The following is an 18,504-nucleotide window of genomic DNA, read 5'->3' as shown; positions in this document are numbered from 1 at the left end:
GCCGTCAACAGGCCGATGGCGAGCAATGCCGCGACCACCATGAACAGCGCATTCAGGATATTGTTGCCGGCGATGATGCGTGAGCGATGCTCGGGATCGCTGCGCATCTGAATCATCGCGTACAACGGCACGATATAAAAACCGCCGAACGTGCCGATCAGCATCAGGTCGGCGATCAGGCGCCAGTGCTGCGGCTGCCTGAGGAATTCGGCCGCGCCGATCAACTCCTGTTGCGGCGCAAGCCCGCGCGTCGCGAAATAAAGATCGATCGCGAACAAGGTCAAGCCGATCGAGCCGAACGGCACCAGGCCGATCTCGACCTTGCGACCTGACAACCGCTCGCAAAAAAGCGATCCGGTGCCGATACCGATCGAAAACACCATCAGCAGCAGGGTGACCACCTGTTCGTTCCCTCCGATCACCTCTTTCGTCAAATTGGGAAACTGCGATACGAACATGGCGCCATAAAACCAGAACCATGAGCTGCCGAGAATGACCAGAAAAACAGTGCGATTGGTTCGGGTGAATTTGATGTTGCGGATAGTCTCGGTCAGCGGATTCCAATTGATCCTGAGCGCGGGCGCCGGCGCCGGTGAATGCGGAATACCGCGGCTCACGATGAAGCCGAGGCATGCGGCCGAGATCGTCGTGATCGAAACCCAGGTGGTGCCGTTTGGCTGCATCCCGATCAAAATCCCGCCGAGCAAAGTACCGAGCAGAATCGCGACGAAAGTCGCCATCTCCACGAGGCCATTGCCGCCGATCAATTCTTCCGTCCTCAAGTGCTGCGGCAAAATCGCATACTTGACCGGTCCGAACATTGCCGACTGCGTTCCGCTGAGAAACAATGCAACCAATAGCAGCCATACCTGTTGCAGATAAAATCCAAACGCGGCGATCGTCATGACGACGATTTCGAGCATCACCGTGTAACGGATCAGCTGCGACTTTTCGTATTTGTCGGCAAGCTGACCGGCGGTTGCCGAAAACAAAAAAAATGGCAGGATGAAAAGCCCGGCGCTCATGTTCACGAGCGTATTGGAACTGAGGCTCGACAACTGCGCGGCGTGGAAAGCGAGCAAAATCGCGACGGCGTTCTTGTGAACGTTATCGTTGAACGCGCCGAGGAACTGGGTGCAGAAAAAAGGCGCGAAGCGCCGTTCGCGCAGCAGGTGGAACTGGTTTGGCCGGGCGGCGTTTCTCACGACGGTATTCTGGACGATGCGAGTTGTTTCACGAGTTGATCCGGGGCGAACGAGGAACGACAATCGAAACTGACGCGACTATCGTTGCTCGTCCGCCGCAACCATTATCTCTGAACCGCCAATATGCCATCTTCTGTGAGGTCCGCGCAAAAGCGCGAGTTCGAGGATTCGACCCCGCCGCGCAAGGTGTTTCTTTTCAGCGGCCACATGATCGATGCGCCAGACCGTGCCGAGCCGCGCTTTCCTCCCGACAAGGAATCCGGCGCGGCGCAGGCGATCGCGCAAAAACTCGACGAACTGGATGCTGGCAACGATGATCTCGCGATATGCTCAGGCGCGTGCGGCGGCGATCTGCTGTTCGCGGAAGCTTGTCTTGAGCGCGGCTTGCGGCTCGAATTGCACCTGCCATTCGACGTGCCGCGCTTCATTGAAGAATCGGTAGTCTTCGCGGGCGCATCGTGGCGCGACCGGTTCATGAAAGTCTGTCGGCATGCGCACGCCTCGCTTCTCGTCATGACAGACGAAACCGAGCCGGCGGCAAGCGATCTGAACCCGTTCGAGCGCAACAATCTGTGGATGCTTTCCACGGCCCTGCAATACGGAGCCGACAAGCTCCACTTTATCTGTCTATGGAACCGCCAGAGCGGCGATGGCGCGGGCGGCGCCCAGCACATGGTCGAAACGGTAAAAAAAGTTTCCGGGCACGTTCACATCCTCGACACCAATCTGCTGCCGCGCATGAACCCTGGATTCCCGCTTGCGCGGGAATGACCACCAGATAACGCAGGGCCGCACCATCGATTTCAGGTACTCGTCACTATCGACTATCCGAGTCCCTGTCAATAAACTGTAATGATGACAGAGCTTCAACCAGTGGTTGCAACGGGGCTGTTCTCTCTGGGAGGGGTAGTCATCGGCGCGCTCCTGGCGCCGTTGACCGAACTCTGCCTCGAAAGGAAGCGGGAGCAACGCGCCGCAGACCGAGCAAAGCTACTCGTCGCAGCGGAACTGCTACACGCACAAATCACCTTACGAACTGCCTCTACAAGTAAGTACTGGCCTCACGTGGAAGACGTGAATGCTTTCTTACCGACCTCTGCATGGCAGGAGAATTGATCCAGCCTAGCAGGCAAGATGCACGAAGATTTATGGAATCGACTCGTCACGGCGTGTGTACTTCTTGAATCGACCGAGCACGCTTTGTCTTGTCCAGCCGTCAGCCAGCACTCCCCCCACTTCCCGCAAAAGAGGCTGAGGGTCTCAAACAGACCTCTAATGATTTAGGCCGTGTACGCTGAGAGCTGGGCGGAGGTGGCGGCTGGCTAGATGAGATCAATGACGGATTCAAGCCGCTATTGAATAGTCTCAATGACAACTTCAAACGGTGGCTGGATGGACTCAGCGATGATGACCTCAAGAAAGATGCCGTCATCGCCAAAGTCAAGCATCTGGCCAATGATCTCGGAGAAATGAACCGACATTTAGGCGATGATGGGGCATGGTCTACCGAGATCAACGACGAGATCAAACGACGGTTGAAATGACATTCAACTCGCCCTCTATTCAATAGGCCTTTCGAACCACCGGTTCACCAACCAGTCGAGCACAAACCAGGTCGCGAGGAACGCCACGCATTCGAGCGTGAAGCTGTGAAACTTGTAAAACATTTCGGCAATCAAGAGGGCGCCGGCCAGCGCCGGCAATTGTTCCCGCAGCAATCTCATGCGGGGAATTTCGCGAATCAACGTGTACATGTCACCTCCTTTTGGTAGCGCCAGGCGCAGCTTGATTACACCCCGGAAAGATCGATCCTGAACATGCCTCGCCCATGCGTCGCGCAGACCAGGGTTTCGCCCATCCAGAATAGATCGTCGACCGAACAATTGGTCGGCCCTTCATTGGTCGGTGACCAGCTCGCGCCGCTATTCTCGCTCGCGAAGACGCCGACCTCGGTTCCGAGGTAGATGAAATTGGAGTGGCGCGGATGCACGGCGATCGCTCGCGCCGGCGCCGCCGGCAACGCCGCGCCCAGATTGGTCCACGTGAGCCCGCCATCGCGCGTCGTCCAGATGTTCGCTTTCTCATAGCCGCCGAAAGCGACATACACGACCTTGCTGCTGGCGTGATCCACGGTGATACAGGTGCAGAAGCGCTGTGCCTGCAGGGGCTTCGCGCCCGCGCTATCCATGCGCTGCCACGAAGGCTGGAGAGCGCTGCCGTCGAGGGTCCGGAACACCTTGCCGTCTTCATGGCCGACCCAGACGACATCGGAACTGCCTTTCGCGATGGCGATGGCGCTGATGTTCGATCCGGCGCTCTGTTTGATCGCGCGCCATTGCGGGCCGCTGGTGAACGTGTTCGGCGCTTTGGCGTCGTTCGTGCGCCACAGCGAGAGTCCGCCCGCAAGCAGGCGTTTCGGCTCATTCGGGTCGAGCGTGAAAGGCGCGATGAACAGCGCATCGAAGTTCATCACATCGCTTATCCGAAATGGCGCCGGCTTCCATTGCCAATCGCCGGCCGAGGGATTCCAGAATTGCCCGCTGATGTAGCGGTTGCCTTGCGTATCGTCGGTGGTGCCGCCGTCGGTATTGCGGTGGATATTAAGAAAGACATATTCGCCATAAAACACTTTCGGATCCGACGGGTCGGCCGCGCACCAGCCGCCATCGCCGCCGAAAATCGTCGCCCATTGCTCGGTTCCCCGCGCCGGATCGAAACAGATCGTGCCGTTGTCCTGCGCGCCGCCGATAATCTTTCCGCTCGCCGCGTTGCCGGCGCCGCCGTAGAACTGCGTCACGCCATAGTTGTTCACCAGCTCGGTCCATCCATTCACATAAGGCGGCTGCGCCTCCGAGCCGACCGCACGAATATCGCCAGCCTGGTAAATGCCGCCGTCGTTGCCGAAGAACACCGTGCGATTATTGACGCCGTCATAAGCGGGGTGCGAGACGATGGCGTGATGATCGGCGTGCGCCGACCCGTTCTCCCACCAGGTGCTGATTTCGCGCAGCGTAGCGCCGCCATCGTCACTGCGCCAGAGATTGATGCCGCCCGCGACGACGAGGTTTTCGTCGGTCGGATCACCGGCCCAGATGGCGTTGTCATACCAGCCCTGATCGCCGAGGTAGAGTGCAGCGCGATTATCGGCGGTTTGGGTCGCGCGCCGCTGATAGGTGCGGCCGGCGTCGCTCGAGCGCCAGATTTCTCCGTGCTCCATCTGCACCGAGGCATAGACGATTTTCGAGCTTTTCGCCGCATAGCAAAGTTCGACGCGCCCTTTCCAGGCGCCTGTGTGCGCGGCCAGCGTCCAGTTACGTCCGCTGTTGTTGCTGTACCAGGCCTCGCCATTATCGAGGCCGCCCGCGATCGCGCGCGTGCTCGATTTCGGATCAAACCGGACATCGGCGACCGGCGCGTCGAGAACTTTGGTCCAGGCAGTACGCGCCGAATCGCTGCTGCGAAAAAGTCCATTGTTGGTCGCGGCCAGCACGACTTTGCCGGTTTTCGAAACGGCAAGCCGGTTGACGGCATTGAAATCGGCGGTCGCTGTTGCGGGAAGCTGCTTCCAGACGACGCCGTCCAGCGTGCGAAATACGCCCGCGCCGCGGATTGCATCGACATTAGAAAAGCCTTCGCCGGTGCCGGCGTACATGACGGCGGGATTTTTGGGATCCATAGTCAGGCACGCCACGGCGAGGTTCGCCATCAAGTCATCGACTGGCTCCCAGTGCGCGCCGCCATCGGCGGTATGCCATATGCCGCCGCCGGCGCTGGCCGCCCAGATGCGGTCGTGCTCCGTGGGATGAACGACGACGCCTCGCGTGCGACCGCCGATATTGCCCGGGCCCAGCCATTGCCAGGCGGTTCGGCTCAAGCCGGCGGTGCGGGCGATCAGGCCGCGCGGTCGGACGACGCGTTCGGTCGGAACGCCGGCAATGGCCAGTTTACCGGTCGCCTTCGCGCGCATGGCGCGCAGTTCCTTCAGCGCCTTGCCAAGCGCATTCGGCGGAACATGGCCGTCCTCGCTTTTTGCCTGCGCGACGCGAAACGCGTGACGCGCACGCGGCAGATCGGGATAGTTCAAGCGGCGGACCGCGCGTCTTACCGCATTTTCCGGCAGTTGTTCCAGCGTTTCATTCGTCGTTCCGCGCGATTGTCTCAACAACCGAACTTGCTCGACGCTGATGTTTTTTTCTTTCGCCAATCGTTCATCCGACAATGCCATGATCGATCTCCTTTCCGTAACACAGGCTGATACAAACCATATGCGCTCAAGGCGCGCGACGCGCTCGCATACTCCTTTTTTTTACGGCCGCGGCGGGCGCGGCCGGCGCGACGACACCTCCCCGACGGCTGTCTCCCATAACGTTTGTCCGCTCCTCACATCAACCGCACGCACGAGCAGTTCACTCGTTTCGCCGGCTGGCGCGACAAGCTGGAAGCACCGGCTTCCGATATCGTGTTGTTCGATCACATCGGATTCGGCCGCAACCGCCGGCGAAGCAGCGGGCGCCTCGGCAAGTCTCGCGCCTCGTCCCGCGGCTGCCGGGATCACCGCGATTTCGCCGCTAGCGAGGTCGAATTGGAACGCGCCCTGCGCATCGCGCTTACCGGCTTCGAGCACGCGCGCGTTCGGCGCGGCGCCCCCTCGATAGCGGGCATGCGCGTGCCAATGCACTTCCACAATGTCGTCCTCCCCCCATGCGCGCAAGCTGAATACGCTTTCGTTCGTCGGCGACACTTCCACCCATTCGGGCAATAACAGCGGTTTCGAGATGCGCACTTCGCGTCCGCTCGATGCTTCCAGCACAACGATCGCAAGCGCGTGCGGAACCGGGCTGCGCGCGCCGATGAGTTTGTCGGGCAACGCCAGCAATGGCCATGCGGCAGCTTTCGTTCTCCAAAGAACGTTGCCGTGGGTGAGATCGAGCGCCAGTACCGCGCCGCCGGGACTGCGCAGATAGCCCAGCGCGGCGCTGTTATCGGCGATCAGAAGGCCGTGCATGGAACTTATGCCCATCCGCCTCAGTTTCGATCCGCCTGACTCAGTTTGGCAGATTCGCCAGGCGCTCCGCGATCTCGCGCAGCGCCAGCGCCTGCTCGTTCATCCCGTCATCCGCGCTCGCCAGAATTTCAGCGATGAAATCCAGATGCTCGCGCGCGGAACCGAGTTCGCGCGGACTGCCGCCTCGCCTCGCGCCGACGAACGCTTTTATGATGTTGTCCTTATCCTCAACCAGTGTTTGGCCGACGAGCGCTCGCAAGAGATCACAGTCTGCGCTGACAATGCTGTTCCAGAAATCGCGGGGTTCGTTTTCCTTTTCGGCGTAGGCCTTGACTTGCTCGAGCCAGCCTTCGATTTCCTTCATTTTCTTTTTCTCCGGCAGAGCGGGCCACGCCAGCAATACTTCAGCGGTCAGCCAGTTCAGGAGCGGGTACGGGTCGAATTTGCGGCAGTCTTTTTCCTGGACTTTCTCGTGCGACTTCCGGTAATAATCCGCCATCTTCCTGAGCGCTTGCCCGCGCGCATTGGCCGCCTGCCGTCGAGAGCGCGCGCCTGAGCCGGCGCTCGCAGCGGCGATTTGCGCCTTGCGCTTGTAAGACGATCCCAGCAGGTTCAGGCGCTCGATCGACGTGCCCCAGTCGTCCCACTCATTGAGACGATTGAGGTCGGCGATCGCATCGTCGATAAGCTGTGTCGCATCATGGCGCTCGCTTGCGTTTTTTGCTTTGCGTACATTCGCGACTGCCAGGCGAGTCTTGAAATTCGCACGCTGCTCGATCGCGCGCACGGTGATCTCGGCCTTGCCGGCATGAAGCGCGACGCCGAGATGCGCGATCGCGTCTTCGAACGCCCCCAATTCCCCATAGGCGATACCAAGCGCCGCCGCGACCTCGGCGCGCTCGAGCCAATCGTTGCGCTGTTTTTTCACTGCCTGCTCGATCGCCTGCGCATCCTTGATCTTGCCGCCCGTGCTGCGCGCCCTGCTTGTGAGATTGTCGAGATCGATCACGACCTGCGCGGGCGAAACGTAGGGGCCCGGTGTGCGCTGGCTTTCGGTATCGCGCGGCAAGCGCAGTCGGTAGGAGGGATCGCCATAACATTGATAAGCGCCCCAAGTGTTGGTCGCGCCGTGCTTGTCGAAAGTCTCCTCGCGCGCGGCGCGCACCGCGTCGCCGAAACGATCCGCATCGAACAGATGCGTGTACAGTGAAATGGCGAAAGTTTCGGCGGCGCTGTCGTCGACCGCCCAGCCGGCCGCCACCACGGCTTTCACCCCCATGCGTATGAATTGTGCGCCGAGATTGGCGGCGAGCGCGCTGTAGCGCGTCCACGAAGTCGCGTCGGCCGCGCTTCCGAGATTGCCCAGATGGCAGCAGTTGATGAAAACGAGTTCCGGCACGTAGCGCATCTGTTCGACGTCGCCCGGGGTCAGGAAAATACCCTTGCCGATCACCATGCCCGATATTTTCTTTGCGGTTTTCGGCAGCGGTTGTTCGCACAAAGCGCAAGGGCCCGGCATCTGTTCATCGATCTCGATCTCGTGCACGCCGTGGCCCGCCAGATGCAGCACGCGGTAACCCTCGGCGTGCAAGCCGGCCAGAATATCGGCCGCGCCGCTATGGATTTCCCGCGTGACGGCGAAACCGTGCTTGTGCAGGAAATCGGCGACGGCAATGGCTTCCCTTTCCGCGCCGGGCAACTCCCCCGCGGGCAGTACCGGGTTGCCGACAACGTAAGCGTTATTCATGAACGGCATCGCCGGCCGCTCGCGGAACACCGCGGTCTTGAGCTGGCGCAGCATCCCCGACATGACGGCGACCGGTTTGCCGCCGAAGCTCCAGCGGTCTTCGAGCAATTCCCACGGATAGCTGCCGGAAACGTCATCGACGATCAGCACCAGCTTGTCCTGATTCGGCGCCGTTTCCTTCAGACGATTGGGAACCAGCATTTCGAACAAGGTGCGCGAGATGTCGCGGTCGAAGCGCGTTTCGCGGATCGAGCGGCGGATGAAATCATCGGCGAGCAGCCGCTGGCCGGCGACCAGCGTCTCCTCGGCGCGCGCGCGATCGGTCAGCGAAATAAAGCGCAGCTCGTCGCGCTTTTTGTCGTATACGATTTCGAGCCGGCTCCACCATTCCGGAGAGCTGTCGAACAGTGCGCGCCGCCGTCCGCCCGGTCCCTCGCAGATACAGCGCTCGGGGCAGATGAAGTATCCGCTGAGCTCGCCATCCAGCAGCGTGCTTTCGAGCGCGCTCGCGGCGCCGATCGCGATGTCCTGATAAAGCTCGATGAATTCGATCTCGTCTATCCAGACCTCGCTGCTCAAGCCGATTTCGTCGAGGCGTCGGTTGGCGGCCGCGACTCCGCGCAGAATCGAGGCGATCGAATCGCGCACCGCGATGCCGGCAGCGCCGGTGCCGATCAACAGGCTCGTGATGCGTGCGTGACGCGGCACGCCGGCCGCGCCGCCGAAGCGGTCGTCCGGGCATTCCTTGACCTGCAGCGCATAGCTCAAGGCCGCACTGGCAAACCCCGAGGCGAGGCGGCCCGGCGAGAGCTCACCGACCTGTCCCAGGCCGACGACGATGGCGCCGCCCGGTTTTCGATAGCGGTCGGTTTGCAGAAACGCCTCAAAAGTTCCGAGCGCGCCCGGATAGAGGTCGAGCCGGCTGCGATTGCGCAGTTGATGATCGAGCGCGCGATCGAGATAGGCTTCGGCGCTGACGATGGTGTCGCCGCGATAATGGCCGACGGCAACCGGATAGCGCGCGAATACCAGATCGCCGTGCGTGATAGAGACTTTGGCCTTCGGCAAACGCAAAGGCGCCCTCACCCTGCGCGGCGGCCTGCCGCCCACCACGCTCGCGGCGAGATCGCGCTCATCGGGCAGATTCGGCGGAAGCTCGAGCGGCATATCGAATGCCGGGCTCGCGGCGGTCGCGCGCGCGCCTGCCGGCGGCGTCATCGACAGCCGGCTCGTGTTGCCCGTCTCGAGCAGTTCGACGTACGCGGGAAACGCCGGCGCATGCGCGGGCAACTCGCCGTGTACGACATCGTCGAGATACCACGCCTTGATGCCGGCCGGGATGCCGGTTTGCCATGGCACCTGGCCATCGCCGAGTCCATTCGCTTCGAACACGAGGGTTTGCCAATGACTGCGCACGCCGTCGTAGTCGAATTCGGTTTGCAGGCGATAACCGACAGGAGTCGCCGCGGCGGCGCCGGTAACATACACGGTCCGTTCCGAACTGAGCGCAACCTTTTCCATTTCCTGGCGCGCATTGCGCGCCTGGCGCAGATCGGCATCTTTCGGCGGTTGCCACGAAAAACGCTGGTCCTCGTCGTTTCGTCTGAGGTCCTTCCAGAATTGCGGGTCGAAGCACTCGAAGTTGTTCACGATCGGCAACAGTTCAAGAACACCGGGAAAGCCGGAAATGATTTTGAGCAGACCGCGGGCGCCGCGTCTCAGATCGAGCAGCGCAAGATTGTGCAGCGTCGTCGCGCGCCCGGTCAGCAGACGCACGATTTCGTGCGAGCCGCCGTTCGGCGTGCCGAGCATGACGAAGCGGCTGCGCGGATGGGCAATCATTCGCCGCCAGATATCGTTATGACGGGCAATCATCGCGCGCACGACCAGGCCGCCCATCGAATGCGCGACGATGCGTACCGGCTGGTCGACGCTGGCGAGCTGGTCGAGCTTGCCGGCGATGGCGGCAGCGAGCCGCTCACCCGCTTCCATCACCGAGCGCCGCCAATCGTATGGAAAGCGCACGACCTCGTGAGTCTGCGCCAGGTATTCGGCGAGCTCCTCGTAATAGTCTTCGAGATACGGATCGGCCTTCACGTCGGCGCCATTCAATTCGAGATCGCCCAAGCCGCCCAGCATGAGCTGGCCGATCGCCAGCCATATGCGCTTGTCATCGATCGACAAATGGCTGCCCATGATGCCGGGCAGGATGAAAACCGCCGGCCGCGGCCCCGGTGCCGCGCGCTGCAGAACCGCGCGCGCGATCGGCTCCTTTTGCTTCGCTTCGCTGATCGGCTGAAATCCGGCTTGCGAACCGTCGAGTCGCAGCAGGCCTTCAGCGAGCTTGCGCACGCTTGCGACATTGTCGAAGTAAGCGAAGTGATTGACGGCAGCGCCGCGTTCGAGGTGGAAGCGTCCGCCATCGACGCGCGCCAAACCGCCATACATCGCTCCGGTATTGACGATGATGTCGGACTCATCGTCGAAAAACTGATCGAGCGCGAGTTCCTTGATGCGCCCGAGAAAGCCGCTGCTTTCGGTGTCGCCGGAGATCACCGTCAGGTCGGCGCGCACCTTGAGCTGCGGCAGGTTCAGCGTGCGTATCAGCGGCGAGCCCGGCGTTTGCGCTTCGAGACCTGGCAGCGTGCTCGGGTCTTCATGCTCGGCGATCAACGCGAGCAAAAATTTGAGCGGCAGCCCGGCCGCCGGCACGACATCGCCGAGCAGTTTGAATATCGACAGCCAGCGATCGAGGCGGCGCGATGCCAGCGTGGTGCCGCGCGATGGGCACGCGACGCGCACGTAGCGCTCGACGCGGATTTGTTTCGCTTCGAGCAGGGCGAACAGCTCGCGCAGATTCACTTCCTGCCGCTTGTATTCGGCGTCTATGCGTTTGTCATCGCTGGCGAACAGGCTGGCGCCCGCTGCCGTCCACGGCTCGCGCTGACCGAGGCACAAAAGGTCGCCGACCAAGCCGCCACGCGAATGGGTCACGAGATGCAGCCTCGTGCCCTGCGGCAGAGCGCGCGCAAGCTGCAGCGCGTTGTCGATCGGGCTTTCGGTCAGCGTGTAATGCTGCAGCGCATAGGCGTGGCGATAGTGGCGCGCGAAATCCTTGCGCGCGCTCGCGCCGGCCGCGGTTTGCCACAGGCTGCCGAAGCTGCCCTGAAAGCTCGACATGGTGCCGTGGATGAATAACAGGATTGGCGCGGCGTCATCGCCGGAACCGAAATCTTTTGCCTGCTCCGGCGCGAGATCACCTTCGAGATTCAGTTTATAAAGCCCCAGCGGATAAGCGCCGTGGCGGAATTTTTCCGCCTTGCGACCAACCTTGTCGGCGATACGGTCGGCGATAAAGCCCGCGGCGAGGCCGCTCAAACCCTCTTCGACCGCGCCTTCCAGCAGGTCTTTCGCCAGACCCCGGCTCGCTGGCCTGACGGGAGGCGCGGGCGCGACTTGCGGGGATGCGGGTTCGGACCGCTGCCACTTGTAAATCGTGACGCGACGGATAGCGGTCTGACGCTGGACATCGCGCGCGCCAGCGCGGGTGCTCGCAGGCTTGATGACATCGCGCGCGATCGCCCACACGTCATCCTCGGGCGACGGCGTCGCGCCACGCGCACGCGTCGCGCCAAAATCGCGATACAGGGAGCCTATGCGCATCCACAGCTTGATGCCGTCATCGAACTCGACTTCGGCGATCTGACCGGCGACACGCGCTTCCGCAGGCTGCAACGGCTCCAAAGGCACAAGCACCTGCTCGCCCGCATCGCGCGCGTCCGCGACATCGACGACTTTCTGCACCTCGAACTCGATCGGCAGATCTTCTACTTCGCCAAGCTCAGCCGCTTTGACGGCTCTGGTCGAGGCCGCCGCTTCGTTGCCTGGTATCTGAAGCTTTTTGACCATGCAATCCCCTATCGCCTAACTTGCGAGACGCGCCGCTTTTCGCGCGTGGATATTCCCCTGATTTAGTTGGAACCTCATCGTTGAGCCAAGCGTTCGAACTTCGCCGGCGAGACGTGGTTGAGTGCCGAGTAAACGAGTGTGGTTGTAAAACGGAATGCAGGTCTGCACCGATTGTTTCAGCGTTGGTTCATCATCGAAACGATCTCTGGATCTTTCGAACATCCTATACCTGTTGGTACATGCACCTGATGGCTAACGCAGCGCGAGTTGTGCAGCATCCCTTGACGCGGCATCGCGATTACACACGGACTGGTCACCAGGGCGTAGCCGCGCAAGCGGTGCGGCTCGAACGAGGGTTGTTTGACGCGCGCAGCCGGATGCCGGACGGCCGGCTGGTACTTGCACCGTGCGCGCGGTGAGCCAATCGCTGTTGCGCAAATGCGCGCCGAAATCGAAGCCGCATTCCATGCCGTGGATGACGCCGACGAAACCCACCGAACGCCGGTTTGCCGCGCAACGTCTTCGTAAAACGGCCGTCCGTGCTTTAGCTTCTTTTAGGTAGTAAGCGACGTTGCCTTTGAACGGCGGCCACGTTTCGCACATGTCGCAGTAAAGCTGATATTCGTCCCTGAGCGTGCCGTAATCCTTGACCGCAAGCGGTCTCGGCAAGCCTGCGACCATGGTCGATCGTCAGAACGGAATATCGTCGTCGAGATCGTCGAAGCCGCTGCTCTTCGTCGCGGGCTTACCTTTGCTGGCTCCGGCGTTGGCGTTGGACGAGGGGCGCGTCGGTTCGCCAACATTGCCGTCCAAGCTGCGATCGCCCGCGCCACTGCGGCTGCCGAGCATTTGCATGCGGTCGGCGACAATTTCGGTCGTGTATTTTTCCTGGCCTTCCTTGTCTTGCCATTTGCGCGTGCGCAGCGAGCCTTCGACGTAAACCTGCGAGCCTTTCTTCAGGTATTCGCCGGCGATTTCGGCGAGCTTGCCGAAAAACACGACGCGATGCCATTCGGTGCGCTCCTGCTTTTCACCGCTTTTGTCCTTCCAAGTGTCGGTCGTGGCGACGCTGATATTGGCGATCGCGGCGTTGTCGGCGGTGTAGCGCGTTTCCGGATCGCGACCGAGGTTGCCGACCAAAATGACTTTATTTACCGATGCCATGAAATCTCCCGCAATCAAATCCGCTGTTGTTGGTCAAAAGTGCCTCGCCGCATTTCGCGGCGTCCGACCATCATAGTTTAAAGGAAATCAGGGTTGGGAAAACCGCGGAAACTTTCGTATAGTGACGGGTTACCCGTACCACATCCCGGCATGGACAGCATCCGCATTCGTGGGGCGCGCACCCACAATCTGAAGAACATCAGCCTCGATCTGCCGCGCAACAAACTCGTTGTGATTACCGGCTTGTCGGGCTCGGGCAAATCGTCGCTGGCGTTCGATACCCTGTATGCCGAAGGCCAGCGCCGCTATGTCGAATCGCTGTCGGCTTATGCGCGGCAATTTCTGCAATTGATGGAAAAGCCCGATGTCGATTCGATCGAGGGCTTGAGCCCGGCGATTTCGATCGAGCAGAAAGCGACCAGCCATAATCCGCGCTCGACGGTCGGCACCGTGACCGAAATTCACGATTACCTGCGGCTGCTGTTTGCGCGCGCCGGCGAGCCGCATTGCCCAGAGCATGGCGTGAGTTTGCAGGCGCAGAGCGTGTCGCAAATGGTCGATCACGTCTTGCAATTGCCGGCCGATACCAGGCTGATGATCCTGGCGCCGCTGATCGTCGGCCGCAAGGGCGAGCAGGTCGAACTGTTCGATGAGTTGCGCGCGCAGGGTTTCGTGCGCGTTCGCATCGACGGCGCGGTCCATGAAATTGATGAAGTGCCGAAGCTGCAAAAAACCAGGAAGCATACGATCGAAGTCGTCATCGACCGCATCAAGGTGCGCGAAGAAATCAAACAGCGCCTCGCCGAATCGTTCGAGACCGCGCTGCGCCATTCCGAAGGCCGCGCGCTGGCGGTCGAAATGGATAGCGGCGCCGAGCATTTGTTTTCGGCCAAATTCGCTTGCCCGATCTGCAGCTATTCGCTGCCGGAACTCGAGCCGCGTCTGTTCTCGTTCAACAATCCGATGGGCGCGTGTCCGCGCTGCGATGGCCTCGGCGCGATCACGTTTTTCGATCCAAAACGCATCGTCGCGTTTCCGCATCTGACCTTGGCGTCGGGCGCGATCCGCGGCTGGGATCGGCGCAACCATTTCTATTTTCAGATGCTGCAGGGCCTGGCCAGCCACTACGATTTCGATCTCGATACGCCGTTCGAAAAGCTGCCGGAGAATGTTCAGAACATCGCCCTGCACGGCAGCGGGCGCGAGAAAATCGACTTCCTGTATTTCGGCGAGCGCGGCAAGAGCCACCGGCGTTCGCACACCTTCGAGGGCATCGTTCCGAATCTGGAAAGGCGCTATCGCGAAACCGATTCGATGACGGTGCGCGAGGAGCTGGCGCGCTATCTGAACAGCCAGCCGTGTCCGGAATGCGGCGGCACGCGGCTGCGGCTGGAAGCGCGCCATGTGCGCATGGCCGGCAAGACGATCTACGAATTGTCGGCATTGCCGCTGAAGCAGGCGTCGGCATTTTTCGAGCAGATGGAGTTGAGCGGCACCAGGCGCGCGATCGCCGAACGTATCGTCAAGGAGATCGTCAGCCGGCTGCAATTTCTGAACAACGTCGGCCTCGAATATCTGTCGCTCGACCGTTCCGCCGATACGCTGTCCGGCGGCGAATCACAGCGGATTCGCTTAGCTTCCCAGATCGGCTCGGGACTGACCGGCGTCATGTACGTGCTCGACGAGCCCTCGATCGGCCTCCACCAGCGCGATAACGAGCGGCTGCTTGCGACCTTGCGCCGATTGCGCGATATCGGCAACAGCGTGCTCGTCGTCGAGCACGATTACGACGCAATTCTCGCGGCCGATTACGTCGTCGATATGGGGCCGGGCGCCGGCGAACACGGCGGCCGCGTGGTCGCCGAAGGCACGCCGCAGGAAGTCAGCCGCAATCCCGAATCGCTGACCGGCCAGTACCTGTCGGGCAAACGCACGATTTCTATGCCGCGATTGCGCCTCAAGCCGGATCGCAAACGCCTGCTGCGGATCAAGGGCGCGCAGGGCAACAATCTGAAAAGCGTCGATTTCGAATTGCCGGTCGGCCTGTTTGTCTGCGTCACCGGCGTTTCGGGCTCCGGCAAATCGACATTGATCAACGACACCTTGTACAACGCGATTGCGCGCCATTTGTACGGTAGCACCGCGGAGGCGGCGGTGCACGAATCGATTGCCGGACTCGAATTCTTCGACAAGGTCGTGAGCGTCGATCAAAGCCCGATCGGTCGAACCCCACGCTCGAATCCGGCGACGTACACCGGTCTGTTCACCCCGGTGCGCGACCTTTACGCGCGCGTTCCCGAATCGCGCAGCCGCGGCTATGGGCCCGGGCGGTTTTCGTTCAACGTCAAAGGGGGGCGCTGCGAAGCGTGCCAGGGCGACGGCGTGCTCAAAGTCGAAATGCACTTCCTGCCGGATATCTACGTGCCGTGCGACGTCTGCCACAGCAAGCGCTACAACCGCGAGACGCTCGAAATTCAGTACAAGGGCAAGAATATCCACGAAGTGCTGCAGCTGACGGTCGAGCACGCAGCGGAATTTTTCAGCGCAGTGCCGGTCGTTTCGCGCAAGCTCGCAACCCTGCTCGACGTCGGCCTGGGCTACATCACGCTGGGGCAATCGGCGACAACGTTATCGGGCGGCGAGGCGCAACGCGTAAAACTATCTCTGGAATTGTCGAAACGCGATACCGGCCGCACGCTGTATATTCTCGATGAACCGACCACCGGCCTGCATTTTCAGGACATCGATCTCTTGCTCAAGGTGCTGCACCGGTTGCGCGATCACGGCAACACCGTCGTCGTCATCGAACACAATCTCGACGTTATCAAGACTGCCGACTGGATCATCGATCTGGGGCCGGAAGGCGGCGATGGCGGCGGCCAGATCATCGCGACAGGATCGCCCGATGACATCGCCCGGAAGCCGCAAAGCTATACCGGGCAGTATTTGAAGAGTCGTTGCGGGCGGTGGCGTAATGAGGCGGTCCACAAAATTCGCACAGCGGGATAGATGCTACAGTGGACGAGGCATTGATCGGAGCAGATAACGTGAGCACGGAAGCCCAGCGCCTACCCACGGGTTTCACTTCTACAATGAAGCGAGACCGCATGCGGATCTTAACTATCAACCACCCTTCAGTCGTTCTCCGTAAGTCCGGTGAACAACGGTCGTAGAAATCATACCGATCCATGGCCAGCGACGACATCCTCGACGCCCTGATAGTCGGCGCCGGCCCGGCGGGACTCGTCGCGGCGACCTATCTCACACGCTTTCATCGCTGCATCGCCGTGGTCGATGTCGGCGCCAGCCGCGCGCGCTGGATTCCGAGCAGTCATAATTGCCCCGGGTTTCCGTTCGGCGTCGCCGGGGCCGAGTTGCTGGAAAAATTACGCTCGCAAGCCGAAGGTTACGGCGCGCAGATTACAGCCGGACGCATCGCCACGCTGCAACGCGACGGCGACCATTTCGTGGCGATCGATGACCAGAGCCGGCCCTATCGCGCGCGCCATGTGCTGCTCGCCACCGGCATCGTCGACCGTATGCCGCCAGTCGACGGCTCCGCGGATGCGCTCGACCGGGCAATCGCCGCAGGCGCGATACGCCTGTGCGCCGTCTGCGATGGCTATGAGGCCAGCGACGAAGCTCTCGCGGTATACGGCCCGGCCGACGAGGCGATCGGCCATGCGTTGTTCCTGCGCACGTTTTCGCGACGGGTCGCGGTCGTCCGCTCCGACCCGGGCGAGCCCTCGAGCGAATGCGCGGCGCTTGCGCGTGATGCGCACGTGGCGGTCCTGCCGGCTTCACGCATGCTGCACTACGACCAGAACGGCGGCTGTACGATCGGTTTCGACGACGGCGACAGCCACCACTTCGGCACCGTGTACCCGGTGCTCGGCGGCGACGCACAATCGCAGCTCGCCATCGCGCTCAGCGCACGGGTGGACGATGCCGATGAACTGATCGTCGACGACAAGCAGCAGAGCACCGTCGATGGCTTGTATGCAATAGGCGACGTCGTCAGTGGGCTCAACCAGATCAGCGTTGCGCTCGGACATGCCGCGATCGCGGCGACCGCGATCCACAATCGCCTGCCGCGCAACTTCCGTGAAGACGAAGCCAGCCAATCAGGCACTGCGCCGAAGTTGCCGTCGCCGTAGCGAGAGCCATGCACTGTCAAATAAATCAGCGGAAGTCTCAGCGTTACGAAAAACCTCGCGCTGGATCACTGATGCAGCGGTTGTGATTCATTCTGGCGGCTGCCTGGTTGGCGAGGTGATTCGTGCGCGCGTCGAAGCGGCGCTTCCGGTTTTGAAGTCACGATGTATATTCCGCCATCGATAAGGTCAGAATTTCCAAAAAGGCTGCCACGAGCGGCTTTTTTGCTTTAGAGTTTCATTGCTTCGAGTGTCGTCGCATAGATTCCGGCGGCGATGCGTTCCTCCGCCTCGCTCTTAAAACTCCCCCTGAAAGGATTTCCATGGCTATCAAGAAAACGACTGGCAGTAAACGCAGTTCGCCGAGCAAAGGCGACCAGAGCGCGACAGCTTCGGCTTTCGCTAAGAACACGATGGCCGGTCCATCGACTCCTTCCGCAGTGAGTAGCGACACCGAACTGCCCTCTCGACCCGCACCGAAAACGAAGGGCGCGCCGCCGCGCGATGCGGCACGGGAAAGGATTCTGGCCGACAAGATGACGGCGACTCAGGCGCTGTCAGCGGCCATGCCGTATAACGCGAACAAGGCCGCGGAGCACGGGCGCGACGCCGCGCTGGCGCCGCCTGAAGGTACGACAGTCGAGCCATCCGATCCAACGGTGTCGGCAAGCACGGTCAGCGAGACGACGGCATCGGACAAAGTCGGCGCGGGAACTCCGCCGCAGGGCATCAATCCGGCCAACGCGCCGCTCGACCATGTGCGCGTCGATTCCGGCGGCCAGGCGCTGACGACGAGCCTCGGCGTGAAGATCGCGAATAACCAGAGCTCGCTGAAGGCGGGCCTGCGCGGACCGACCTTGCTCGAAGATTTCATTCTGCGCGACAAGATCACGCATTTCGATCACGAGCGCATTCCCGAGCGCGTCGTGCATGCGCGAGGCTCAGGCGCGCACGGCTACTTCGAAAGCTACGAAGACCTTTCCGACCTGACGATGGCGGCGCCCTTCGCCGAAGCCGGCAAACGCACGCCGTTGTTCGTGCGCTTTTCCACCGTGGTCGGCGAGCGTGGCTCGACTGACCTCGCGCGCGACGTACGCGGTTTCGCGGTCAAGTTCTACACCGACGAAGGCAATTGGGACCTGGTCGGCAACAACATCCCGATCTTCTTCATCCAGGACGCGATGAAATTCCCGGACCTCGTGCACGCGGTCAAGCCGGAGCCGCACCACGGCATGCCCCAAGCGGGCTCCGCACACGATACGTTCTGGGATTTCGCCGGCCTGATGCCCGAGATCACGCACATGCTGATGTGGGTCATGA

12 protein-coding genes are annotated in these 18,504 nt (G+C 61.3%); 5 read left to right on the top strand and 7 right to left on the bottom strand.

The features are described from left to right. Positions 1 to 1,205, bottom strand: a 1,205-nt coding sequence (locus H0V78_03400) for an MFS transporter (GenBank protein MBA2350853.1), incomplete at its 3' end; no start/stop codon positions are given. Positions 1,206 to 1,328: 123 nt separating this feature from the next. Here H0V78_03400 and H0V78_03395 point away from each other — a divergent pair. Beyond that, positions 1,329 to 1,976, top strand: coding sequence for a hypothetical protein (locus tag H0V78_03395; protein MBA2350852.1), 648 nt, complete (start codon positions 1,329 to 1,331; stop codon positions 1,974 to 1,976). Between the two features lie 584 nt (positions 1,977 to 2,560). Beyond that, positions 2,561 to 2,749, top strand: a complete 189-nt coding sequence (locus H0V78_03390) for a hypothetical protein (GenBank protein ID MBA2350851.1) — start codon at positions 2,561 to 2,563, stop codon at positions 2,747 to 2,749. A gap of 15 nt (positions 2,750 to 2,764) precedes the next feature. Here H0V78_03390 and H0V78_03385 read toward each other — a convergent pair whose 3' ends face one another. The 6 genes from H0V78_03385 to ssb form a co-directional block, all read right to left on the bottom strand. Next, the gene (locus tag H0V78_03385) at positions 2,765 to 2,959 is read right to left on the bottom strand and encodes a hypothetical protein (GenBank protein ID MBA2350850.1); all 195 of its coding nucleotides are present in this window, start codon (positions 2,957 to 2,959) and stop codon (positions 2,765 to 2,767) included. Between the two features lie 35 nt (positions 2,960 to 2,994). After that, positions 2,995 to 5,430 carry a hypothetical protein gene (locus H0V78_03380; GenBank protein MBA2350849.1) on the bottom strand — a complete coding sequence of 812 codons (2,436 nt, stop codon included), beginning with the start codon at positions 5,428 to 5,430 and terminating at the stop codon, positions 2,995 to 2,997. Between the two features lie 81 nt (positions 5,431 to 5,511). Next, complete coding sequence (locus H0V78_03375; protein MBA2350848.1) at positions 5,512 to 6,210, bottom strand: hypothetical protein; 699 nt, start codon at positions 6,208 to 6,210, stop codon at positions 5,512 to 5,514. Positions 6,211 to 6,250: 40 nt separating this feature from the next. Then, a complete protein-coding gene (locus H0V78_03370) occupies positions 6,251 to 11,866 on the bottom strand; it encodes a CHAT domain-containing protein (GenBank protein ID MBA2350847.1) in 5,616 nt (1,871 codons plus the stop codon). Between the two features lie 252 nt (positions 11,867 to 12,118). Continuing rightward, positions 12,119 to 12,547 (bottom strand): hypothetical protein, encoded by a 429-nt coding sequence (locus H0V78_03365; GenBank protein MBA2350846.1) that lies wholly within the window; start codon positions 12,545 to 12,547, stop codon positions 12,119 to 12,121. Positions 12,548 to 12,556: 9 nt separating this feature from the next. Continuing rightward, positions 12,557 to 13,030 (bottom strand): single-stranded DNA-binding protein, encoded by a 474-nt coding sequence (ssb, locus tag H0V78_03360; GenBank protein ID MBA2350845.1) that lies wholly within the window; start codon positions 13,028 to 13,030, stop codon positions 12,557 to 12,559. Positions 13,031 to 13,180: 150 nt separating this feature from the next. On the opposite strand from ssb, the gene uvrA reads away from it, so the two are divergent. The 3 genes from uvrA to H0V78_03345 all read left to right on the top strand — a co-directional run. Next, positions 13,181 to 16,039, top strand: coding sequence for an excinuclease ABC subunit UvrA (gene uvrA / locus H0V78_03355; protein ID MBA2350844.1), 2,859 nt, complete (start codon positions 13,181 to 13,183; stop codon positions 16,037 to 16,039). Positions 16,040 to 16,218: 179 nt separating this feature from the next. Then, entirely contained in the window at positions 16,219 to 17,187 is a 969-nt protein-coding gene (locus H0V78_03350; GenBank protein MBA2350843.1) for an NAD(P)/FAD-dependent oxidoreductase, read from the top strand. A gap of 320 nt (positions 17,188 to 17,507) precedes the next feature. Next, the coding region (locus H0V78_03345) for a catalase (protein MBA2350842.1) at positions 17,508 to 18,504 on the top strand (997 nt) is incomplete at its 3' end.

Source organism: Burkholderiales bacterium (assembly GCA_013695435.1).
In the GTDB taxonomy this organism is placed as follows: domain Bacteria; phylum Pseudomonadota; class Gammaproteobacteria; order Burkholderiales; family JACMKV01; genus JACMKV01.
Note: the sequence above shows the minus strand (reverse complement) of the source record. Positions and strands in the feature narration are given on the sequence as shown.